Source organism: Clostridium sp. AF15-41, from assembly GCF_003604095.1.
Taxonomy (GTDB): domain Bacteria; phylum Bacillota; class Clostridia; order Lachnospirales; family Lachnospiraceae; genus Coprococcus.
The window spans coordinates 217,491-234,672 of the sequence record NZ_QTMQ01000004.1; the positions used below are offsets into that span (position 1 = coordinate 217,491).

17 protein-coding genes are annotated in these 17,182 nt (G+C 41.3%); all 17 read right to left on the reverse strand.

Features of this window, described 5'->3' with window-relative positions; genetic code table 11:
• Positions 1-72 precede the first annotated feature (72 nt).
• The gene (locus DWW43_RS04815; protein ID WP_119962879.1) at positions 73-2,598 is read right to left on the reverse strand and encodes a hypothetical protein; all 2,526 of its coding nucleotides are present in this window, start codon (positions 2,596-2,598) and stop codon (positions 73-75) included.
• A gap of 79 nt (positions 2,599-2,677) precedes the next feature.
• Complete coding sequence (locus DWW43_RS12285) at positions 2,678-3,364, reverse strand: Ig-like domain-containing protein (protein ID WP_243104395.1); 687 nt, start codon at positions 3,362-3,364, stop codon at positions 2,678-2,680.
• 260 nt (positions 3,365-3,624) lie between these two features.
• The gene (locus DWW43_RS04825; RefSeq protein WP_119962880.1) at positions 3,625-4,629 is read right to left on the reverse strand and encodes a PD-(D/E)XK nuclease family transposase; all 1,005 of its coding nucleotides are present in this window, start codon (positions 4,627-4,629) and stop codon (positions 3,625-3,627) included.
• Between the two features lie 185 nt (positions 4,630-4,814).
• The gene (locus tag DWW43_RS12380) at positions 4,815-4,943 is read right to left on the reverse strand and encodes a hypothetical protein (RefSeq protein ID WP_279221076.1); all 129 of its coding nucleotides are present in this window, start codon (positions 4,941-4,943) and stop codon (positions 4,815-4,817) included.
• The gene (locus tag DWW43_RS04830) at positions 4,933-5,223 is read right to left on the reverse strand and encodes a type II toxin-antitoxin system RelB/DinJ family antitoxin (protein WP_021944606.1); all 291 of its coding nucleotides are present in this window, start codon (positions 5,221-5,223) and stop codon (positions 4,933-4,935) included. The genes DWW43_RS12380 and DWW43_RS04830 overlap by 11 nt, the downstream gene beginning before the upstream one ends.
• A 231-nt stretch (positions 5,224-5,454) precedes the next feature.
• Positions 5,455-6,195, reverse strand: a complete 741-nt coding sequence (gene fabG / locus DWW43_RS04835; RefSeq protein ID WP_118483178.1) for a 3-oxoacyl-[acyl-carrier-protein] reductase — start codon at positions 6,193-6,195, stop codon at positions 5,455-5,457.
• Positions 6,188-7,111: an ACP S-malonyltransferase gene (fabD, locus tag DWW43_RS04840; RefSeq protein WP_119962881.1), complete on the reverse strand. Its 924-nt coding sequence runs from the start codon at positions 7,109-7,111 to the stop codon at positions 6,188-6,190. The genes fabG and fabD overlap by 8 nt, the downstream gene beginning before the upstream one ends.
• A 331-nt stretch (positions 7,112-7,442) precedes the next feature.
• Positions 7,443-7,676 (reverse strand): acyl carrier protein, encoded by a 234-nt coding sequence (acpP, locus tag DWW43_RS04845; protein WP_008402591.1) that lies wholly within the window; start codon positions 7,674-7,676, stop codon positions 7,443-7,445.
• Between the two features lie 118 nt (positions 7,677-7,794).
• Entirely contained in the window at positions 7,795-9,078 is a 1,284-nt protein-coding gene (locus DWW43_RS04850) for an FtsX-like permease family protein (RefSeq protein ID WP_119962882.1), read from the reverse strand.
• Positions 9,079-9,999 (reverse strand): hypothetical protein, encoded by a 921-nt coding sequence (locus tag DWW43_RS04855; RefSeq protein WP_243104396.1) that lies wholly within the window; start codon positions 9,997-9,999, stop codon positions 9,079-9,081.
• A gap of 2 nt (positions 10,000-10,001) precedes the next feature.
• Positions 10,002-10,679 (reverse strand): ABC transporter ATP-binding protein, encoded by a 678-nt coding sequence (locus DWW43_RS04860; RefSeq protein WP_008402588.1) that lies wholly within the window; start codon positions 10,677-10,679, stop codon positions 10,002-10,004.
• A 147-nt stretch (positions 10,680-10,826) separates the two neighbouring features.
• Positions 10,827-13,112, reverse strand: coding sequence for an ABC transporter permease (locus DWW43_RS04865; RefSeq protein ID WP_243104397.1), 2,286 nt, complete (start codon positions 13,110-13,112; stop codon positions 10,827-10,829).
• Positions 13,113-13,148: 36 nt separating this feature from the next.
• The gene (locus tag DWW43_RS12290) at positions 13,149-13,289 is read right to left on the reverse strand and encodes a hypothetical protein (protein WP_243104398.1); all 141 of its coding nucleotides are present in this window, start codon (positions 13,287-13,289) and stop codon (positions 13,149-13,151) included.
• 62 nt (positions 13,290-13,351) lie between these two features.
• The gene (locus tag DWW43_RS04870; RefSeq protein WP_119962883.1) at positions 13,352-15,781 is read right to left on the reverse strand and encodes an ABC transporter permease; all 2,430 of its coding nucleotides are present in this window, start codon (positions 15,779-15,781) and stop codon (positions 13,352-13,354) included.
• A 143-nt stretch (positions 15,782-15,924) separates the two neighbouring features.
• Positions 15,925-16,161 (reverse strand): hypothetical protein, encoded by a 237-nt coding sequence (locus tag DWW43_RS04875; protein ID WP_008402584.1) that lies wholly within the window; start codon positions 16,159-16,161, stop codon positions 15,925-15,927.
• A gap of 36 nt (positions 16,162-16,197) precedes the next feature.
• Complete coding sequence (locus DWW43_RS04880) at positions 16,198-16,707, reverse strand: hypothetical protein (protein ID WP_119962884.1); 510 nt, start codon at positions 16,705-16,707, stop codon at positions 16,198-16,200.
• A 63-nt stretch (positions 16,708-16,770) separates the two neighbouring features.
• Positions 16,771-17,118, reverse strand: a complete 348-nt coding sequence (locus DWW43_RS04885) for a hypothetical protein (RefSeq protein WP_133302397.1) — start codon at positions 17,116-17,118, stop codon at positions 16,771-16,773.
• Positions 17,119-17,182 lie beyond the last annotated feature (64 nt).

Below are 17,182 nucleotides of genomic sequence, written 5' to 3' on the forward strand. Positions count from 1 at the left end.
ATCGTTTTTATCAATGTAAAAATCATGACAGGCACAAATAAACAGATTATTATTTGCGCCTGCCACGAATAACTATCTTACTTTCTTCACTTTTACACCCTTCTTCACATAGTAAACGTGATTTCTATAGGTGACATTGCCGGTATAAGATTTCTTCCATACACCATTCTTGACATAACATTCTTTCTTACCATTCTTGATGAATGCGGTCTTGCTTGTCTTCAGACCGTTCTTTACATAATAAGTTGCCTTGCCTACTTTTACAAATCCGGTCTTGGTATTCTTCACGCCCTTATTCAGATAATAAGTCTTCTTGCCCACCTTTACGAATTCATTCTTTGTACTGCAAACGCCCTTCCTTACATAGTAGTTCTTCTTGCCATACTTTACAAATCCGGTCTTCTTATTCTGCATAACACCTTTCTTGATGTAGTAGGTCTTCTTGCCTACCTTGAAGAAGCCGGTCTCTGCTGACTGGATCAGACCTTTCTTGACATAGTAATACTTTCCGTCAGAACCTTTCACGATACCATTGCTGATAAGGGATACCTTTGGTTTTGAGATCTTATAAGAACCACCATTGATACTTCTTGCCATCTTATCATATGCTTCATACAGATTCTGCTTGCCCTTCATAGCGACCTGCTCTCCATTAAGATCTTTCGGATTCTTTCCCTTCTTGATCAGATTCTTCATGGCAACTGTATTGTTCGGAAAGCAAAAGGTATCAAAAGCATCAAAGGTGCTCATCACATCCGGATCACAGCATACTAATTTTAAGAACTGTGCTGCAGTCTCATCCTTCTTGCCACCCTTTACCGCGAAATAGGTTCCGCCCCAGCAATAGGAGATCGGTCCCTGACACACTGCCATCGGCTTGTCAAATACTATAGAATATTGTGCTGCCCATGAGCAGGAGAACCAGCCGAACACCTTGCCGGAATTCATATCGTTCACCCATTCCGTTGTCCACATACCTATTCCTGTATCATATCCGTTTTCATCTGTTCCGGCTGCTATCTTCTTTGCAATCTTCTTGTCTGCTGCAGATAACATATAGGTCTTATTATCATCCCAATCATCACTATTAAACCAAGCATACTGATCCCCTGCCATCTGATGCAGCATTCCATATTGGATTTTAACAGTTCCTTCCTCATCACATCGTGATGCACCCGAAGTCATATAATAACCGGCTTTCTTCATTTTCGCCGCAACCTTCAGATAACCGTCTGCAGTACCGACCATCTTCTGCACCTGATCCGGATCAGAAGTTCCAAGGACTTTCTTTGCAATGTCCGGATCATACATAAAGGTTCCCGGTGCTACATATGGAGCTACAGCTGTAAGCTTTCCTTTATAGGTTCCTGCTTTTCTGGTATAAGGATAAGACTGGCTGTATGCTTCGGTCAGTCCCAGCTTATCCATATCTGTAAATACCCCGGTAGACAGGAACTTATCTGTTACAGCAGTATCCATTGCAACCATGATCGTAACATTTGGATTTTTTTCGAGTATAGCCATCACCGTTGCATAATATTCCGGACTCGAGATACCCGTATTCAGATTGATATACTCCACCTTTTTCTTATATTCCGGATATTTCTTTTCCACAAGCTTCTTCATATCAAGATCGGCATTTCCGCCTATGATATAAATCTTATTTGAATCAAGCTTCTTAAACTGTTTTCCGATTACATAGACACTGAATGTTATTGACACTTCATTTCCACACTCATCGGTAACCATACAGGTATAGCTCACAGATGTAGTTTGTCCGGAGATGCGCTTTGGTGCTTTACAGGTTATGGAAGCTCCGGTTCCGACTTCTTTCGTACCATTCATATTATATGCCGATTTTGTCCATTTATAGGTTAACTTGCCTGCTTTACAGCTTGCCTTTACCTTCAAGGTCAGTTTTTCATTCGGAGACGCAATAATCGAGCTGTCTCCAACCGCCTTTGCAGATAACTTGTTATCAACATTGATTGTAAAATACTCCGAACTGACACTTCCAGCCTCATCCACTACCCTGCAGTAATAATATGCATTTTTTGTAATCTTATCGGTTGTGATCTTATTACCTGTTGATGATAATGCTGTAAACTTATTAGAATCGGCTTCCTGCTTAAACCACTTATATGTAAGCTTGCCCTGCCCGTTACCTGCTTTTACTTCTAAGGAAGCAGACTTACCATAAGTTACCTTTCGTCCACGATCACCGACTATTGACACAGTAGGACCTGATCCGGTCGAAATAGTAAAAACATAATCTAAAGTCTTTGTGTTATCCTTATTTTGAATAGATGCAACAACATAACTATAACTATCTGTCTTTGTCACATTCTTTAATGTACATGTATACCCATTTATATCGCTATCATATTCACCTGTCCACCATTTAACCTGACCAATTTCAAAATCAGATGGCAACCGGCTCAGATCCGGTATCAGCGTAACACTTCCGCCATATTCAACTTTTACAGAATCAAAATAATCCCCAAAACCAGCCCTCGACAGGAATTTCAGATTTGGAAGACACATAACAACTGCTATGGCAATGCACAGCACTGCCAGAATCTTTTTCATCTTATTCATAAGCATCTCTCCTTGTATTACATAATTATAGTTTTTAGAGAAACTCTCCAAGGTCTTCATAATTATTAAGTTCCAGTCTTTACTTTACTATAACTTTGATTCGGGATTCCTCACCATTCGGTGTGAAGATAGAAATGATTGCGGTACCTTTCTTCTTTGCTGTTACCTTACCCTTAGATGTAACAGTTGCAACCTTTTTCTTAGAAGACTGCCAAGCCAGTTTCTGCTTGGAACAGTTATTGAAGATCGCACCTAACTGAATTGATTTTTTCCTTTTTAATGTAATGCAGATATCAATACTTGGCTTCTTTGTCGGCTCAAATCTTGTAAAATATGCGGCTGTCTGTACAGGATTGGAATCATCCACAGATATTGCATAAAGACGGATATAATACGTACCGGCTTTCAACTCCTCAACTCCAAACTCATCATTTGAAATATCACCAAGGCTGAAAAAACGTTCATACTCTCCGAGCTTCGACATATTGGAATTATACAGTTCTGCATGTACATTCTCCAAACTATTTGTCGATGGTGCTGTAAGGTAGAATTTACCTTTTGACTTTAATACGACCTTTAATACAGTTTCCTGTGTGCCATTTATAGTTACATTGTTATATTCACCAAATGTAACCTTCTTTGCCACACTCTTTAATGATGCTGCCTCTGTTTTCATTGCCGGTGCTGCCGGTACGATACAGCAGATACCGATCACCAGAGCAAGTATCATGCTCATAATTCGTTTTTTCATTTGCTTTGTTTTCATTTTTCTGATCTCCTTTTCTCTTACACTATGATCTCCTATAAGTTACATTGCTTTTTCTTCATTTTTGTGCATAATTCCCCGATGTCTGTAAAAAAGCATAAACATTATAAAAAAAAAAAACGACTGTCAATAGTCCACAAAACATTTTTCATTTTTTAGATATTTTGCACCATTTTACAAATTTAAAAGTCCGGATACAGCATTTCTGCCATATCCGGACTTCTACTAAAATATACATGTTATCTGTTCTGCTTATGTTCTTATCCTATAATTGCCTTGATTTCAGTTTCACTCATTTCGGTTACATCCATGATCTGTTCTAAGGAGTAGCCTTTCTTATGCATTTTCAGGATAATATCAGCTCTTTCTTCCGATCTTCCTTCCAACTTTCCTTCTAATCTTCCTTCAGATCTTCCAATGGCCCTGCCAGCGGCTTCGCCCTTGGCATATCCCATTTCCTCTACGCCTTCACTCAGATTGCACATGATCTTCACCCCATCTCTTATACCGTGTCTGTCTACCGGTATGTCATACTCCTGTTTCATAAGCTTCAATTTTTGTTCTGCTGTCATTGTCTGCGATAGTAACGCTCCAAGCAATCGATGCAGTTCATATCTTTCTTCCTTAGGTGGAATCTCCTTTGCCAGCCCGATCATCACGATATTTAAAATATCCAGATTGCCTTTCCAGTCCTGATCACCAAGTAGATCATCTTTTACCATATGGATATGACTCAGACTATTTTCCTTCATATTCATACAGATCCAGATGGAATATACCTGTTTGATCTCGTTGTAATCGGAACCGGTAAATTCCCGCTCTTTCTGTGATGACACTAACCTTGCAGTATAGAAAATTGCCCGATTCAGAATATAATACTTTGTCGGTTCATTCTTCTGTGCTTCCAGATTGATGATCATTTTCGCCAGTCCATCCCTCATCCGTACATAGAGAATGATGTCAAAACACACCTTTCCGTCATCGATCTCGGGGCTTTCTGTATTCAGCCCGACAATCCGTTCACCGGTTCCGGCACCTACCATTTCTTTGTTTGTTAGTCCGGGTTCTACCGGAACCTGACTGATATACGGTTCTCCTTCAATCAATGAAGCGACCGTCTCTGCATCCATACCTTTAAATTCATCGACTACCCGCATCAGTATATGCGCCAGTATAATCTTCTGTCCTAGCAGCCGCTTGGCACAGGCATCATACTGTGCTTTCTGATATGTCGCATCAGCGGAATATATTAATTCATTATCCATGTTCCATCTCCTTTCCTGACAGAACAGAATAACATGCGTATTTTTTTACTTAGTATATTGCCGCCGTCTCTCCATGTTTGATTGTAACGGATATCAAAGGGGAAAACAAGTTTATAATTATTTACCTACACCTTTAGTGAAAAATCCAGATACAGCATTTCTGCCATATCTGGATCTTTTATTTATCAATATTGCGCAAAATCATTTAATAAACTTGTCGCAGCCTGTGGATTTCTCTTTTTTTCAATCAAATATTGAATAATCTTTTCTAGCTCCTCCGCTGCATCAATCGTCATAAAAATCTTATATGCCATATTTTGTCCTCATATCTGCCACAAATGCATCTGCGTCTATACATGCTCCCTGCTCTGCGTGTTTTCTCGCATCTTCCAGTCTTTTCAGTACATCTTCTTCGGACATACTTTGATATATGTTGTTACTTCTTTTAATCTCAAATGGAAATCCATTTGCAGCTACTGCCTGTGTCAAAAAGATTCTTATCGCCGTCGTAGTATCTGTTCCCAAATCCTTGAACAAACTATCTGATTTTCTTTTTAATTCATCGTCTACTCTAACCTGAATTGTACTTGCCATATAGTGCCTCCTTTATTCTTGTTGTATTGTATTTGCATTGATATATCAATATATTGTATTGTTTTTATATGTTTATATTACAATATCAAATATAAAAAAACAATATTAATGATAATTTCATTACAAAAGCAAGATAAATTTTGAAAAATAAAAATGTTATAACGAAGCAATGCCAGATACATATAAAATTGTATCCGGCATTGTCTACTTTTATCTATATTCTATTCCGTCTTACAGGCTCATGCCACCGTCTACACGGATAACCTGTCCTGTAATGTAAGATGCCTTGTCGGATGCAAGAAATGCTGCTGTCTCAGCGATATCTGACACCTCACCCAGTCTCTTAACTGTGATGTGGTCAAGCATTGCATCCTTCATCTTATCTGACATAGCGTCTGTCATATCTGTCTTGATGAATCCCGGTGCGATCGCATTTGCTGTTACACCACGGCTGCCAAGTTCCTTTGCTACAGACTTCGTCATGCCGATGATTCCGGCTTTGGAAGCAGCATAGTTGATCTGTCCTGCATTCCCTTCAATACCGACTACGGATGACATGTTGATGATCCTGCCGTACTTCTGCTTCATCATCGGTCTGTACACATGCTTGATACAGTTAAATGCACCCTTCAGGTTGATATTGATAACCTGATCGAAATCTTCTTCCTTCATACCGAGCATGATATTATCTTTTGTAATACCGGCATTGTTTACGAGGATATCAACTCTGCCATACTGCTCCAGTGCGAACTTGATAAGTCCCTCTGCTTCTGCAAAATCAGCTACATTTGCCTTATAAGCAACTGCTTCTCCGCCAGCTTCCTTGATCTCTGCTACGAGACTGTTTGCACGTTCCTCTGAGCCATTATAATTGACAACTACCTTTGCGCCATATCCTGCAAATGTCTTTGCGATGGCTCTGCCGATACCACGTCCGGCACCTGTTACGACTGCTACCTTATCCTTAAGCATTCAGTTCCTCCAATTTCTTCAGATCATCAACCGTTGCGATGTTGATGCATTTCATTTCCTTGTTGATCTTTCTCATAAAGCCGGACAGAGTCTTTCCAGGTCCAACCTCTACAAATGTATCTACGCCGTCTGCGATCATAGCTTCGATACTCTGCTGCCATCTGACAGATGAATATACCTGACGCATCAGTAAAGTCTTAACCTCTGAAGCATCTGTTACATAACATGCATCAGCATTACATACATATGGAAGGAAATCGTCTGCGATCTCTACATCTCTTAAGTATGCATATAACTTTTCACCGGCCGGTTCCAGCATCTTGGAATGGAATGGGCCGCTGACATTTAACTTGATCACTCTCTTGGCTCCTGCTGCCTGAAGGGCTTCACATGCTTTGTCAAGGGCTTCTGTCTCACCAGAAATAACGATCTGTCCGGGGCAGTTATAATTTGCGATCTGAACATTGCCCGGAGTCTCCTCACAGACCTTTGCGATCACTTCTGCATCTGTAGCGATAACGGCTGCCATAGCACCCTGACCAAGCGGAACTTCATTCTGCATCAGGATACCACGCTGTCTTACGGTACGGATCGCATCCGGAAGCTTCATAGCTCCACAAGCTGTAAGTGCGCTGTACTCACCAAGTGACAGACCTGCAAATACATCTGCCTTTAAGCCTGTATTCTTTACATGCTCATAAATTGCAAGTTCTGCTGCTACCATCGCAGGCTGTGTATATTCTGTCTTGTTGATGTCTTCATTTTCCTCAAAGCAGATCTTCTTCAGATCAATGTCAAGTACGCTGTCTGCTGTATCGATCACTGCCTTACTGTCTTCAAAATTGTCATAAAAATCCTTAGCCATGCCTACATACTGAGCACCCTGACCAGGAAAAATAACTGCTGTTTTACCCATTTTTCTCACCTGTCTATTCTATTTATCGGCAATTGTGATGTTCATGTACCATAATGTTCAACCATCTTGACTTTCCCAACCAGAGGACGCTTCCGCTCGTTTCGTCCTGCAGCGGTACTAAGATGCCGCCTTCAGCGCCATCTAAGGACCGGCGGACTCAAATGCCTCTGTGTTGGCAAATCAAATGGTTGAACAGTATCCACTCTCTAAACATCACAATTGCCCATCCCTGTATACTAAAAGAAGCAGCCAGTCTGTCATCCACCAACCTGCGCTGGGCAAATCTGGTATGTAGACATCTTCGCTGCCTCTTGTCTGCTTCTGATGTGAATTATTCTTCTACACCTTTGCTCTTAAGATAGTTAAGTACGTCTTCGAATGTAGCAACGTCTTCAAGCTCCTCAGCAGGGATCTCAACGTCGAATTCATCTTCCATCTTCATTACTATCTCATATAAATCTAATGAATCTACTCCTAAATCATCTTTGAAGTTAGTATCAAGCTGCATCTCATCCTGTGATACTCCTAACTGCTCTTCGAAAATAGCTTTTACCTTATCGAACATATTAATAATTCCTCCTAAATATAGTAAATGTTTATCTCACTGCCCCGCGGACGATTATAATATAACGCATGGATACAGTAAAGTCAACAAAATACTGTTCCGTTTTTTTCCTTTTTTTCTATCTGTTTCTGACAGCATCTAACGGCTGCAATTTCGATGCAAATCTCGCAGGAAAATATCCGGCACATATCGCAAGCAGAATCGCTCCGACAACGGCTCCGGCTGCAAGTTCCCATGGGATCATTGCAATCTGCGTTCCCTTTGCCAGATCGAACATTTTAATAGCAATCTTATCTACGATACCCTTAAACCCATAAGATAAAAGCACTCCTATGATGCCGCCTGCTGCTCCGATGATTCCTGCCTCTGTAAGGAACAGGATCTGCAGCTCATCCGGATCGCATCCGAGAACCTTTAATACGCCGATCTCATTGATCCGGTCAAATACCGATGTTGTCATGGTATTGCTGATTCCGATCACGGCTACGATCAGTGCGATCGCTCCGATACCGCCCAGTAAAAGCTGTACCATCTTCAGATATTTCTGTATCGTATCCAGATACTCTTTCTCATTTTCTGTCGTATAACCCATATCCTGAAGCTTCTTCACGATAGAATCGACATGATCGATATTATCAACAGTCACAACCGCTCCGGAATATACGAAATCCTTGTACGGATTTCCATTTGCATCAAGCGGCTGTCCCGGCAGCGTTCCCCCACTGGATACTCTGCCTAAAAAGCTCTTTAACACATCCAGATCGCAGTAAACACTCTGTGAGTCTCTGTTATATGTATCTTCTCCACTGTCAATAATCGCTCCGACTTCTATCTTCACCGGTGCCATCTCCTGTGAATCCCAGAAGGACAGATCCACTTTTTTTCCGATCCATGCCTCTGCTTTTTTCTTCTCTGTCACATCATAGGTCTGCTCCGTTTCCGGATTATAGAATAAGGATGTGACCTTATTTCCCATGATAAGCACCGGCTTCACGCTCGATGTTGTCTGCTTTGACGTCTTTGTATACTTAAGCTTCGCAAGCTCCGACTGTGGAATACCTGTAATCGCACCATCATAAGAATATTTTCCGTTTGTGATGGTCACATACATCTCATAGGTCGGATATACGGAACTGACATATTCAAGCTCCTGAAAAGTTTTCACGGTCTGATCCATGATCATCCGGTCTTTGTGCTTGCCGCCGGTTGCTCCAGTCACCCGAATCTGGCAAATACTTTCACTGTCCACCATGGTATTGATCATTTCCTGTCTTACGCCGATACCGACTGCAAGCAGGGTCACAACAGAGATCACACCGATCACAACTCCAAGTATGGTTAGAAAGGTTCTGGTTTTCCGTCTTTTCATATTCATCAAACATAAATGACTGATCCAACCCATTTAGAACTCCTCCAATATCTCTTTCTTCCTCTTTCTTCTGCGAATGATCCAGATAACAATGAACGCTGCAACAACCACAGCAACAACGATCTCTATGATCATCTTACTGTAATCCTTCTTCTGTACATCCTTTACTTTTTCGATGTCTGTATAGACAGGTGCATTTACGCTGATCGAGAAATTCTCTTCCAGCGTTGTTACATTTCCCGATTTATCTTCATATGTAACGACAAGCTTACCCATCTCGCCGCCGGTGCCTGTCGTCTTCATTGTGTTTGCAAGTATATCGATCGAGCCATTCTTACCCGGTTCGATATTGCCGATATAGACATCACCTTCAGATGTAAATCTTGTATCGATCTTTGCCTTTACGTTATAGAGGGTAGATGCTCCCAGATTGCTGACGCTTCCCATGATCTCGATGGAATCTCCGAGTGTCACATCTGACTCTGCATATACACCGGTGATCTCTCCACGTTGTTTGATCGTAACCGGCAGATAGATCGTATCTGTCACGGTATATGGATTGCCATAGCGGTCTTCATACTCATCTGTCACTGTCAGCTTATAAGCCTTTTCTTCCAGATTGGCTGCTGCCTGCATCGGGAACTCAAATGTATAAGTCTCTCCGCCCTCCAGACCTGCCAGATATCCGGTTCCGGCTCCGGATGCCGGAATCAGTTCGCCTCCTTCGGAAGCAACTGCCATTTTCAGATTACTGATCTTTTTATCTGCAGTATTCTTGATCGTAACCTCAAGTGTAAAGGTTCCACCTGCCACTACTTCATTCTCTTTGATCTTATAATCAGTTACCATAACCTTTGGCTCTGCTGCTGATACAGAAGCCATCGTATCCTTATATCCAAATACAGCAAGGAATCCAAGTACACATGCCATACAGATTGTAAGTATTCGTTTCATCTCTACATCTCCTCTCCTTCTGATATCTTTCCATCCGTGATCCTCACGATACGGTCTGCCTCTCTCGCCAGATCGATGTTATGTGTGATAAGTACCAGCGTCTGATCCAGCTTCTTAACAGAATCCTGAAGCAGGGTGATAACTTCATTTCCATTCTTGGAGTCAAGTGCTCCGGTAGGCTCATCGGCAAGGATCAATGCCGGGCGGTTTGCCAGTGCTCTTGCGATCGCTGCACGCTGCTGTTGTCCACCGGATAACTGGTTTGGAAGATGCTTCCGTCTGTCCTTCAGGCCTAACATCTCGATGATATGATCGATGTAATCACGATCCGGTTTTCTGTGATCGAGCAGGATCGGCATCTTGATATTTTCCTCTACTGTCAGTACCGGGATCAGGTGATATGCCTGAAATACAAATCCGATCTTTCTTCTACGGAAGACCGACATCTCCTCATCGGTCAGTCTTGTAATATCCTTTCCGTCTACAATGACATTTCCCTCATTTGGAGTATCCACACCACCCATAACATGAAGCAGGGTGGATTTACCGGAACCGGAAGCACCGACAACCGCCACGATCTCGCCCTTATTGACTGTCAGGTTCACATCATCAAGTGCCCATACTCTGGTATTTCCTTCTCCATATATCTTTGTTACATGTTCCATTTTTACGATTTCCATAGCTTACCCTCTTTCCTCTGCATTCCCCGCAGATCTTTCTATCTATAATTTTTATCTACATATTTATTGCATTTCTGTTTTTTAACCTTGTGATACAGCAACTCCGTTGCAACTTTCCATCTACTGTATCAGGCTTACATTTCATGCTTACTCCTCAAGCTTCAGATCTTCTACCATGGCTACCGGAAGGTCTCTGATCCCCAGCCAGATGCTTCCGCAGATAATCAGACCGGATGCCACAAGTCCGACTCCAAATGCCCACCAGGCAATGGACTTTCCTGCCTCGATCACCATATTAAGATAGCAAAAGACACCATACGATAACCCAACGCCTATAATAAAACCGAATACATTCGCTACAACCGTGGTCATAACGCCCTCTAACATAACGGTTTTTAGCAGGCGTTTCCTGGACATTCCGATCACACGGAGCTGTGCGAATTCTTTTCGTCTCAGATGCAGATTTCCGGCTGTCGTATTCACGATGTTTACCGAGCTTAATACGAAGATAAACAGTACTGCCGCAACTGCATACCGGACAAAGCTTTTCAGGTATACACAGATCTGCATAGACTCTCCATATAAGGAATCAGTGTTATAGGCAAGCAATTCTACTATAGAACCGGCAGATACACGATCCAGATTGATCTTGTATTTCATACCGGCAATATCATTTTCCCCGTATCCTGTCAGATCAAAATAATCATCCTGACGCATATAGATCTGACGATCACCGGTCTCACCGAATACCTGTGTGCCAAGATTCAGAATACCTTCTACCTTATAGGTCTTATAGTGTCCCTCTGCGATCAGCTTATCCTTGATCTTCTTATATTCTACATATTCCTGTCGTACGGAAGACCGGTCTTCCCCATTTCCTACCGTACTGCCTTCGCTGTCACCATCTTCTGTCGCTACCGCTGTCTCCTGAAGCTTTTCATATTCCTGATCGATCTTCTCCTTTGCCTTCAGACATTCTTTCTGATACAGAGCAAAATCAACTAGCTGAACCGTATCGCCCAGTTCAAAATGATACGTGTCAAAATGGTAGGTCTTATCATATAAGGTATCATTTGTATCCTCTGCCTCCTCCAGGTCCCAACCGTTAAAGCTTCCTCCTGCCACAACCAGAATACCGTTCTCTGACAGTTCCGTTGTTCCTGCTTTCAGATATTTCGTCAGATCGTTCAGATCAGAATCATCACATCCGATCACATCTGCACTGTTTACCATGCTTTCCGCTACACCTCCGGTAGCTTCCGGGTCCTTATCATCTGATGTTCCGTCCGTCTCATTTAACTTATCCATATAGACACCATAGTAATGTCCCATCGTTACCTTTGTTCGGAATTCATCCGTGATCTTTCCTGTATAAGAATCCGCATCTACCAGATCGGCCCTGCAGGCATACACTTTCTTTGCTGCCTCCACACTGTTATTTCGTGACAGATCCCGGAATGCCTCCGCAGACGGCAAAGTGCTCTGCGCTTCTTCCAGACTCGTTGTAGCAGACGAATACGAAGTCAGATTAAACTGATATTCCCCATATTTTTCATCTGTATCCTTCCAGTATTTTCTGAGCTGTCCCCAGCAGCTGCATATCAATACGATTGCTGATATGCTGAATACCATGGCTGTTACCGTCTTTATAAATCTTCCTTTATTTCGAAGGACACTCTTTCTGGCATATGATCCTTCGATTCCAAATATCTTTCCCAGCAGACCACCACCATGACGACGAAGCTTTTCTTTCTTGATCCTGTATTCACCACGAACCGCACTGACCGGTGTCATCTTCGTTACCAGCTTGGCATTCTCACGCATTACGAAATACATATCTCCCAGATAAGTGATCAGGATCGGTATCACCGGAATGATATGGAAGCCTGCGCTTATCTTAAATATAAATCCGAGGATCATGCTGACGATTCCGCCCATCACAATGCCGGCAAGCAGTCCGGCAATCTCAAGTATGGCTCCCATCCGATAGATGATGCCGCTTAACTGTCCCTTCGTCGCTCCGATGCATCGTAAGATTCCATAGTCTTTCACCTGCTCTAATGTAAACATCTGGATCGTATTTCTGATAACTCCGACTGCAAAGATTGCAAATATATATGCAACTAACAGAACCACGATCAATATAACAGCAAATCCTTCATCCATATCCTGCAGATACCAGGTGGACAGATTCCAGTTGAGTTCTGCATCCACCCCATAATCTTCTATCATCTCGTTCATGATCTTAACCATCCTGTAAGGATGTCCGGTATTTACATATAATGCATTGTCATATATCTTTTCTACATATTTGCCATCCGTTCCGTTAATTGTCTCCCACTCACTCACCGCATATTTTCCTGTATATGCCTGTGTGACACGGTCATCCGACGCGATCTGTGATATGGTTTCCTGATCATCCGTCAGGAACACGATCTCATAATCCGCTTCCTTTCTTACATCCTTTTGCTACTGCAGCATATATGAATAGAAAAAGTTCAGTCCCGCATATAGCACGACCACCGTGATCATTACCCCAAGGATCGTAATCACACATCGTTTTTTGCTTGCTTTCAGGTAATATACTGCAAGTTTCTTATAGTCTGTCATTTTCACCTCTCCTTTTTATTTCACCCCGATAATTTTGACCTCACTTCATCATTATCGATTTTTTATTCCTCAAGCTTCAGGTCATCCACAATACAAATCGGAAGATCCTTAAGTGATGCATAGATGCTTCCAAAGATTACCAATGTGGATGCGATCAACCCGACTCCAAATGCCCACCAGGCAATGGTTTGTTTTATATATAAAAACATACTGAGATATGTATAAATATATATCGTAAAAATCGAACCAAATAAGAATCCCAGAACATTTGACAGGACCGTCGCCATCACGCCCTCTAACATGACCGTATAGATCAATCTCTTTCTGGACATTCCGATCACCCGGAGCTGCGCCAGCTCTTTCCGCCTCATATGCAGATTTCCTGCTGTGGTATTAATAATGTTCACCGAGCTCAATACAAATATAAAAGCGGCAAACGCCAATGCATACCGGACTATATTTCTGGCATAAGCATATCCGTACAGTACATCTGTAATATCGCCTATTCCGGTTTCAAAATAGGATACCGGTACACTGTCAAGATCGATCGCATACTTTACTCCTGTCACATCCTGTTCGCCATATCCGGTCAGGTCAAAGTAGGAATCTCTTTTCATATAGATATCTCCCCAGTCCGGAAGCAGCTGATCTCCAAAATCCAGAACTCCCTGAACTGTATAGGTTCGATAATATCCTTCCTCAATAAGTTCCTGACGGATACGCTCAGCGATCACATACTGTTCACGCCAGGTTGATCTGCCCTCTTTGGTTGCCCGTTCTTCTGAGATATAGGTATCTCCCGTATCTACCTCAGGACTGACCAGAATACTGTCTGCCATCATCTTTTCATAAGCCGCCTGATATCGTTTCTCATATTCCCTGTAATCAACCAGCTGGATCGTGTCCCCTACCTGCAGATCATATGTATCAAAATGCTTTCCCAGATCATACAACGTCACTCCGTCATCATAGCTTCCGGAATAATCCATTACGCTTCCTCCGCCAACGACCAGAATACCATCGTCATCCAGCTCCGCAGTTCCACTCTCTATAAACTCGGACAGATAGTCCAGATCATTCTGATCACAACCTTCAATGCTTATAAATGAACTATTCAGACTATCAACAGCCTTTTCATATTCTACATCATCTTTCTCGCTGTATTCCTTTGTATTCCGTTCTCTCCATCTCTGCATCATTGCTTCGATGTAACTTCCCAAACTCGTCTGTTCTGCATAATCTTTGTTAAACTTGCCATAATAGGTTTCGGGATCTACCAGATTTCCTCTGGCACTGTATACCATTTTTGTTTCTGTTACATAGTAATGCAAAGAATTCTCTTTGATCTCCTCGACAGAAGGCAAATCCTCACTCTGTATCCATTCCACATCATTAAATATGCTGGCAGGGGATTGGTTTTCTTCCAGATATCTGCCATACATATCATTAATATTCTTTTTCGTATCATGAACCATACTCCCGGTGCTTAAGCATATAATGATCGCTGTTATGCTGAGCATCATGGCTGTTACTGTCTTTGCAAATCGTCCGCTGTTCCGCAGTACACTTTTTCTTGCATAGGCGCCTTCAACACCGAACAACCGCCCCATCAGACCATTTCCACGAACCTTGATCTTTTCCTTTTTGATCCGGTACTCCCCACGGACCGCACTGACCGGCGATGTCTTCGTCACAAGCTTTGAGCACTCCTGCATAACAAAATACAGATCTCCAAGATATGCGATCAGGATCGGAATAGCCGGTCCGATATGGAATCCGACATTTACATCCTTTAAAAAACCAAGGATCACACTGATGATGGTTCCGAGCAGTACACCGACTGCAATGCCTGTCACTTCCATGCCTGCCCCTATCCTGTATATGATCCGGTTCAACTGTCCTTTCGTTGCTCCGATGCACCGCAGGATTCCATAGTCCTTCACCTGCTGCAGGACAAACATCTGAACCGTATTCCTGATCATCCCGACAGCGAAGATCGCAAAGATATATGCTATCAGCAGAACAAGGATCAGCAGAACACCGATCAGTCCATCTTCATCCTGAAGATATAACACTGCCAGTTCATTATTTAATCTTGCATCCACCCCATAATCGGCTTTCATATCCTCCATGATCGACTCCATCTTATAAGGATGTCTGACATTCACATATAAAGCATTTTTATAATTTACTTCTACAAATTTTTCTTCATCACTGACATATTCTTCCCCTGTATACGCCCCGTTATATGCCTGAAGTATCTGATCATCTGCAGCGATCTGCGCTAATTTCTCTGTATCATCAGACAGAAAAACGATCTCATAGTCTGCTTCTTTCCTCACTTCCTGCCGTGTCTGAAGCACATATGAATATCCAAAATTCAATGCCGTATATAATACAGCTACCGTGATCATCACCCCTACGATCGTAACGATACACTGCCTTTTACCTGCTTTCAGATAATAAAGTGCGAGTTTTTTATAATCTGTCATTCATTACCTCCCTGTGATATATATGAAAAAAAGATAGATACATTTTCGTTGTATCTATCTTCTCACTTCTATCTTACATTCCCGTGAATATCTGTGTATTCTTTTCTTACAATATTGTAAGAAAGAGGTAACAAGCAAATAATTCATTTGCCAGCATATCTCAGGCGTTTTATTTTTTCAAAAAAGTATTCACATGCTTCTGTTTCTGTTTGAAATTTCTTTAAACCAGATTTTCTCCCTTTCTCACTATAATATACACACCATTCCTCTTCTTTTACTATACATAATCTTTCGTTAGGCAAACCTCCTTTTAAAATAGAATATGTATCTTTAGGAATACCTAGTTTATTCAATTTTTCTTCTAATTCAAATACTTTCACAAATATCTCCGTTTTCTAATATATCATTTCAATTCATCAGGCATCTTCCATATCATACTCTGAACACGTCTCGTAATCTTCCTGCAGTATTTTCACCCATCGCTTTATAGCTCCCCACATCCCATCAGAATGTCTCCATCCTTCCCAGTCAAAACATTTACTTAACTTTTCTTTATTATTGAAAACTGCCTGCATAACTACAGGTTTTATCTGCTCTGATATGTAAAATGGTACCGGTTTGAAACTCTGTCTTTCCTTCAGTACAATATCAAAAAAAACACTAAACGCACAGTATACCTCTTTAACATCTCCCTCACACATTTCTTTAATTGCTTCAATAATCATATCCGGAATATAGTCATACCCTCCCTCGTTATACAGTGCATAAATTCCTCTTGGTATAAGATTCTCCCAATCCGTAACATCCGCATCAGGTGGAAAGCCATAATAAAAAAATTTGCAATGATACTCACCCTTTCCCTCTAACAGCTTTACCATATCATCACATTCTACGGCTTTTCTTGCAATTCCTATGTAATCAATCATATTCGTACTGCCCTTTATTATCTTTTTAATTTTATCAGCTCGATAAAATATACTTTTTATGAGCTACATCCAGCCATGAGCTTCTAAAAATTTATCTGGTATACGCAATTTTAATTCATTATCAACGTTTCTAAAAAATTCATCTATATTTTTATCTGAATAACAATTTTTTCCTTTTGACAATAAAATATGCGTCGAATTACCCTGTTCAATCGAACATCCAATAATATCTTGTTCATAATTAAAAATAACAACAAAATAATCATATGCAATAAATTTTATTTTAAATGCTCTATGATTTATATCATCATTAACATCATATATTTGTGTAGCATCTATTTTATCCTTAAATATAGTCCTCATTTCTTTGCTTATTTCTTGTGCCAATTTAACTGTATCATTTAATTGCATACGAAAAATCTCCCTCCCAATCTCATCAGGCATCTTCCATATCATATTCTAAACATTTCCCATA

Excerpts from the sequence above, each read along its gene's own strand:
- DWW43_RS04815 (WP_119962879.1), bottom strand. The coding sequence starts at position 2,598 with ATGAATAAGATGAAAAAGATTCTGGCAGTGCTGTGCATTGCCATAGCA.
- DWW43_RS12285 (WP_243104395.1), bottom strand. The coding sequence starts at position 3,364 with ATGAAAACAAAGCAAATGAAAAAACGAATTATGAGCATGATACTTGCT.
- DWW43_RS04825 (WP_119962880.1), bottom strand. The coding sequence starts at position 4,629 with ATGGATAATGAATTAATATATTCCGCTGATGCGACATATCAGAAAGCA.
- DWW43_RS12380 (WP_279221076.1), bottom strand. The coding sequence starts at position 4,943 with ATGGCATATAAGATTTTTATGACGATTGATGCAGCGGAGGAGCTAGAA.
- DWW43_RS04830 (WP_021944606.1), bottom strand. The coding sequence starts at position 5,223 with ATGGCAAGTACAATTCAGGTTAGAGTAGACGATGAATTAAAAAGAAAA.
- fabG (WP_118483178.1), bottom strand. The coding sequence starts at position 6,195 with ATGCTTAAGGATAAGGTAGCAGTCGTAACAGGTGCCGGACGTGGTATC.
- fabD (WP_119962881.1), bottom strand. The coding sequence starts at position 7,111 with ATGGGTAAAACAGCAGTTATTTTTCCTGGTCAGGGTGCTCAGTATGTA.
- acpP (WP_008402591.1), bottom strand. The coding sequence starts at position 7,676 with ATGTTCGATAAGGTAAAAGCTATTTTCGAAGAGCAGTTAGGAGTATCA.
- DWW43_RS04850 (WP_119962882.1), bottom strand. The coding sequence starts at position 9,078 with ATGGGTTGGATCAGTCATTTATGTTTGATGAATATGAAAAGACGGAAA.
- DWW43_RS04855 (WP_243104396.1), bottom strand. The coding sequence starts at position 9,999 with ATGAAACGAATACTTACAATCTGTATGGCATGTGTACTTGGATTCCTT.
- DWW43_RS04860 (WP_008402588.1), bottom strand. The coding sequence starts at position 10,679 with ATGGAAATCGTAAAAATGGAACATGTAACAAAGATATATGGAGAAGGA.
- DWW43_RS12290 (WP_243104398.1), bottom strand. The coding sequence starts at position 13,289 with ATGACAGACTATAAGAAACTTGCAGTATATTACCTGAAAGCAAGCAAA.
- DWW43_RS04870 (WP_119962883.1), bottom strand. The coding sequence starts at position 15,781 with ATGACAGATTATAAAAAACTCGCACTTTATTATCTGAAAGCAGGTAAA.
- DWW43_RS04880 (WP_119962884.1), bottom strand. The coding sequence starts at position 16,707 with ATGATTGATTACATAGGAATTGCAAGAAAAGCCGTAGAATGTGATGAT.
- DWW43_RS04885 (WP_133302397.1), bottom strand. The coding sequence starts at position 17,118 with ATGCAATTAAATGATACAGTTAAATTGGCACAAGAAATAAGCAAAGAA.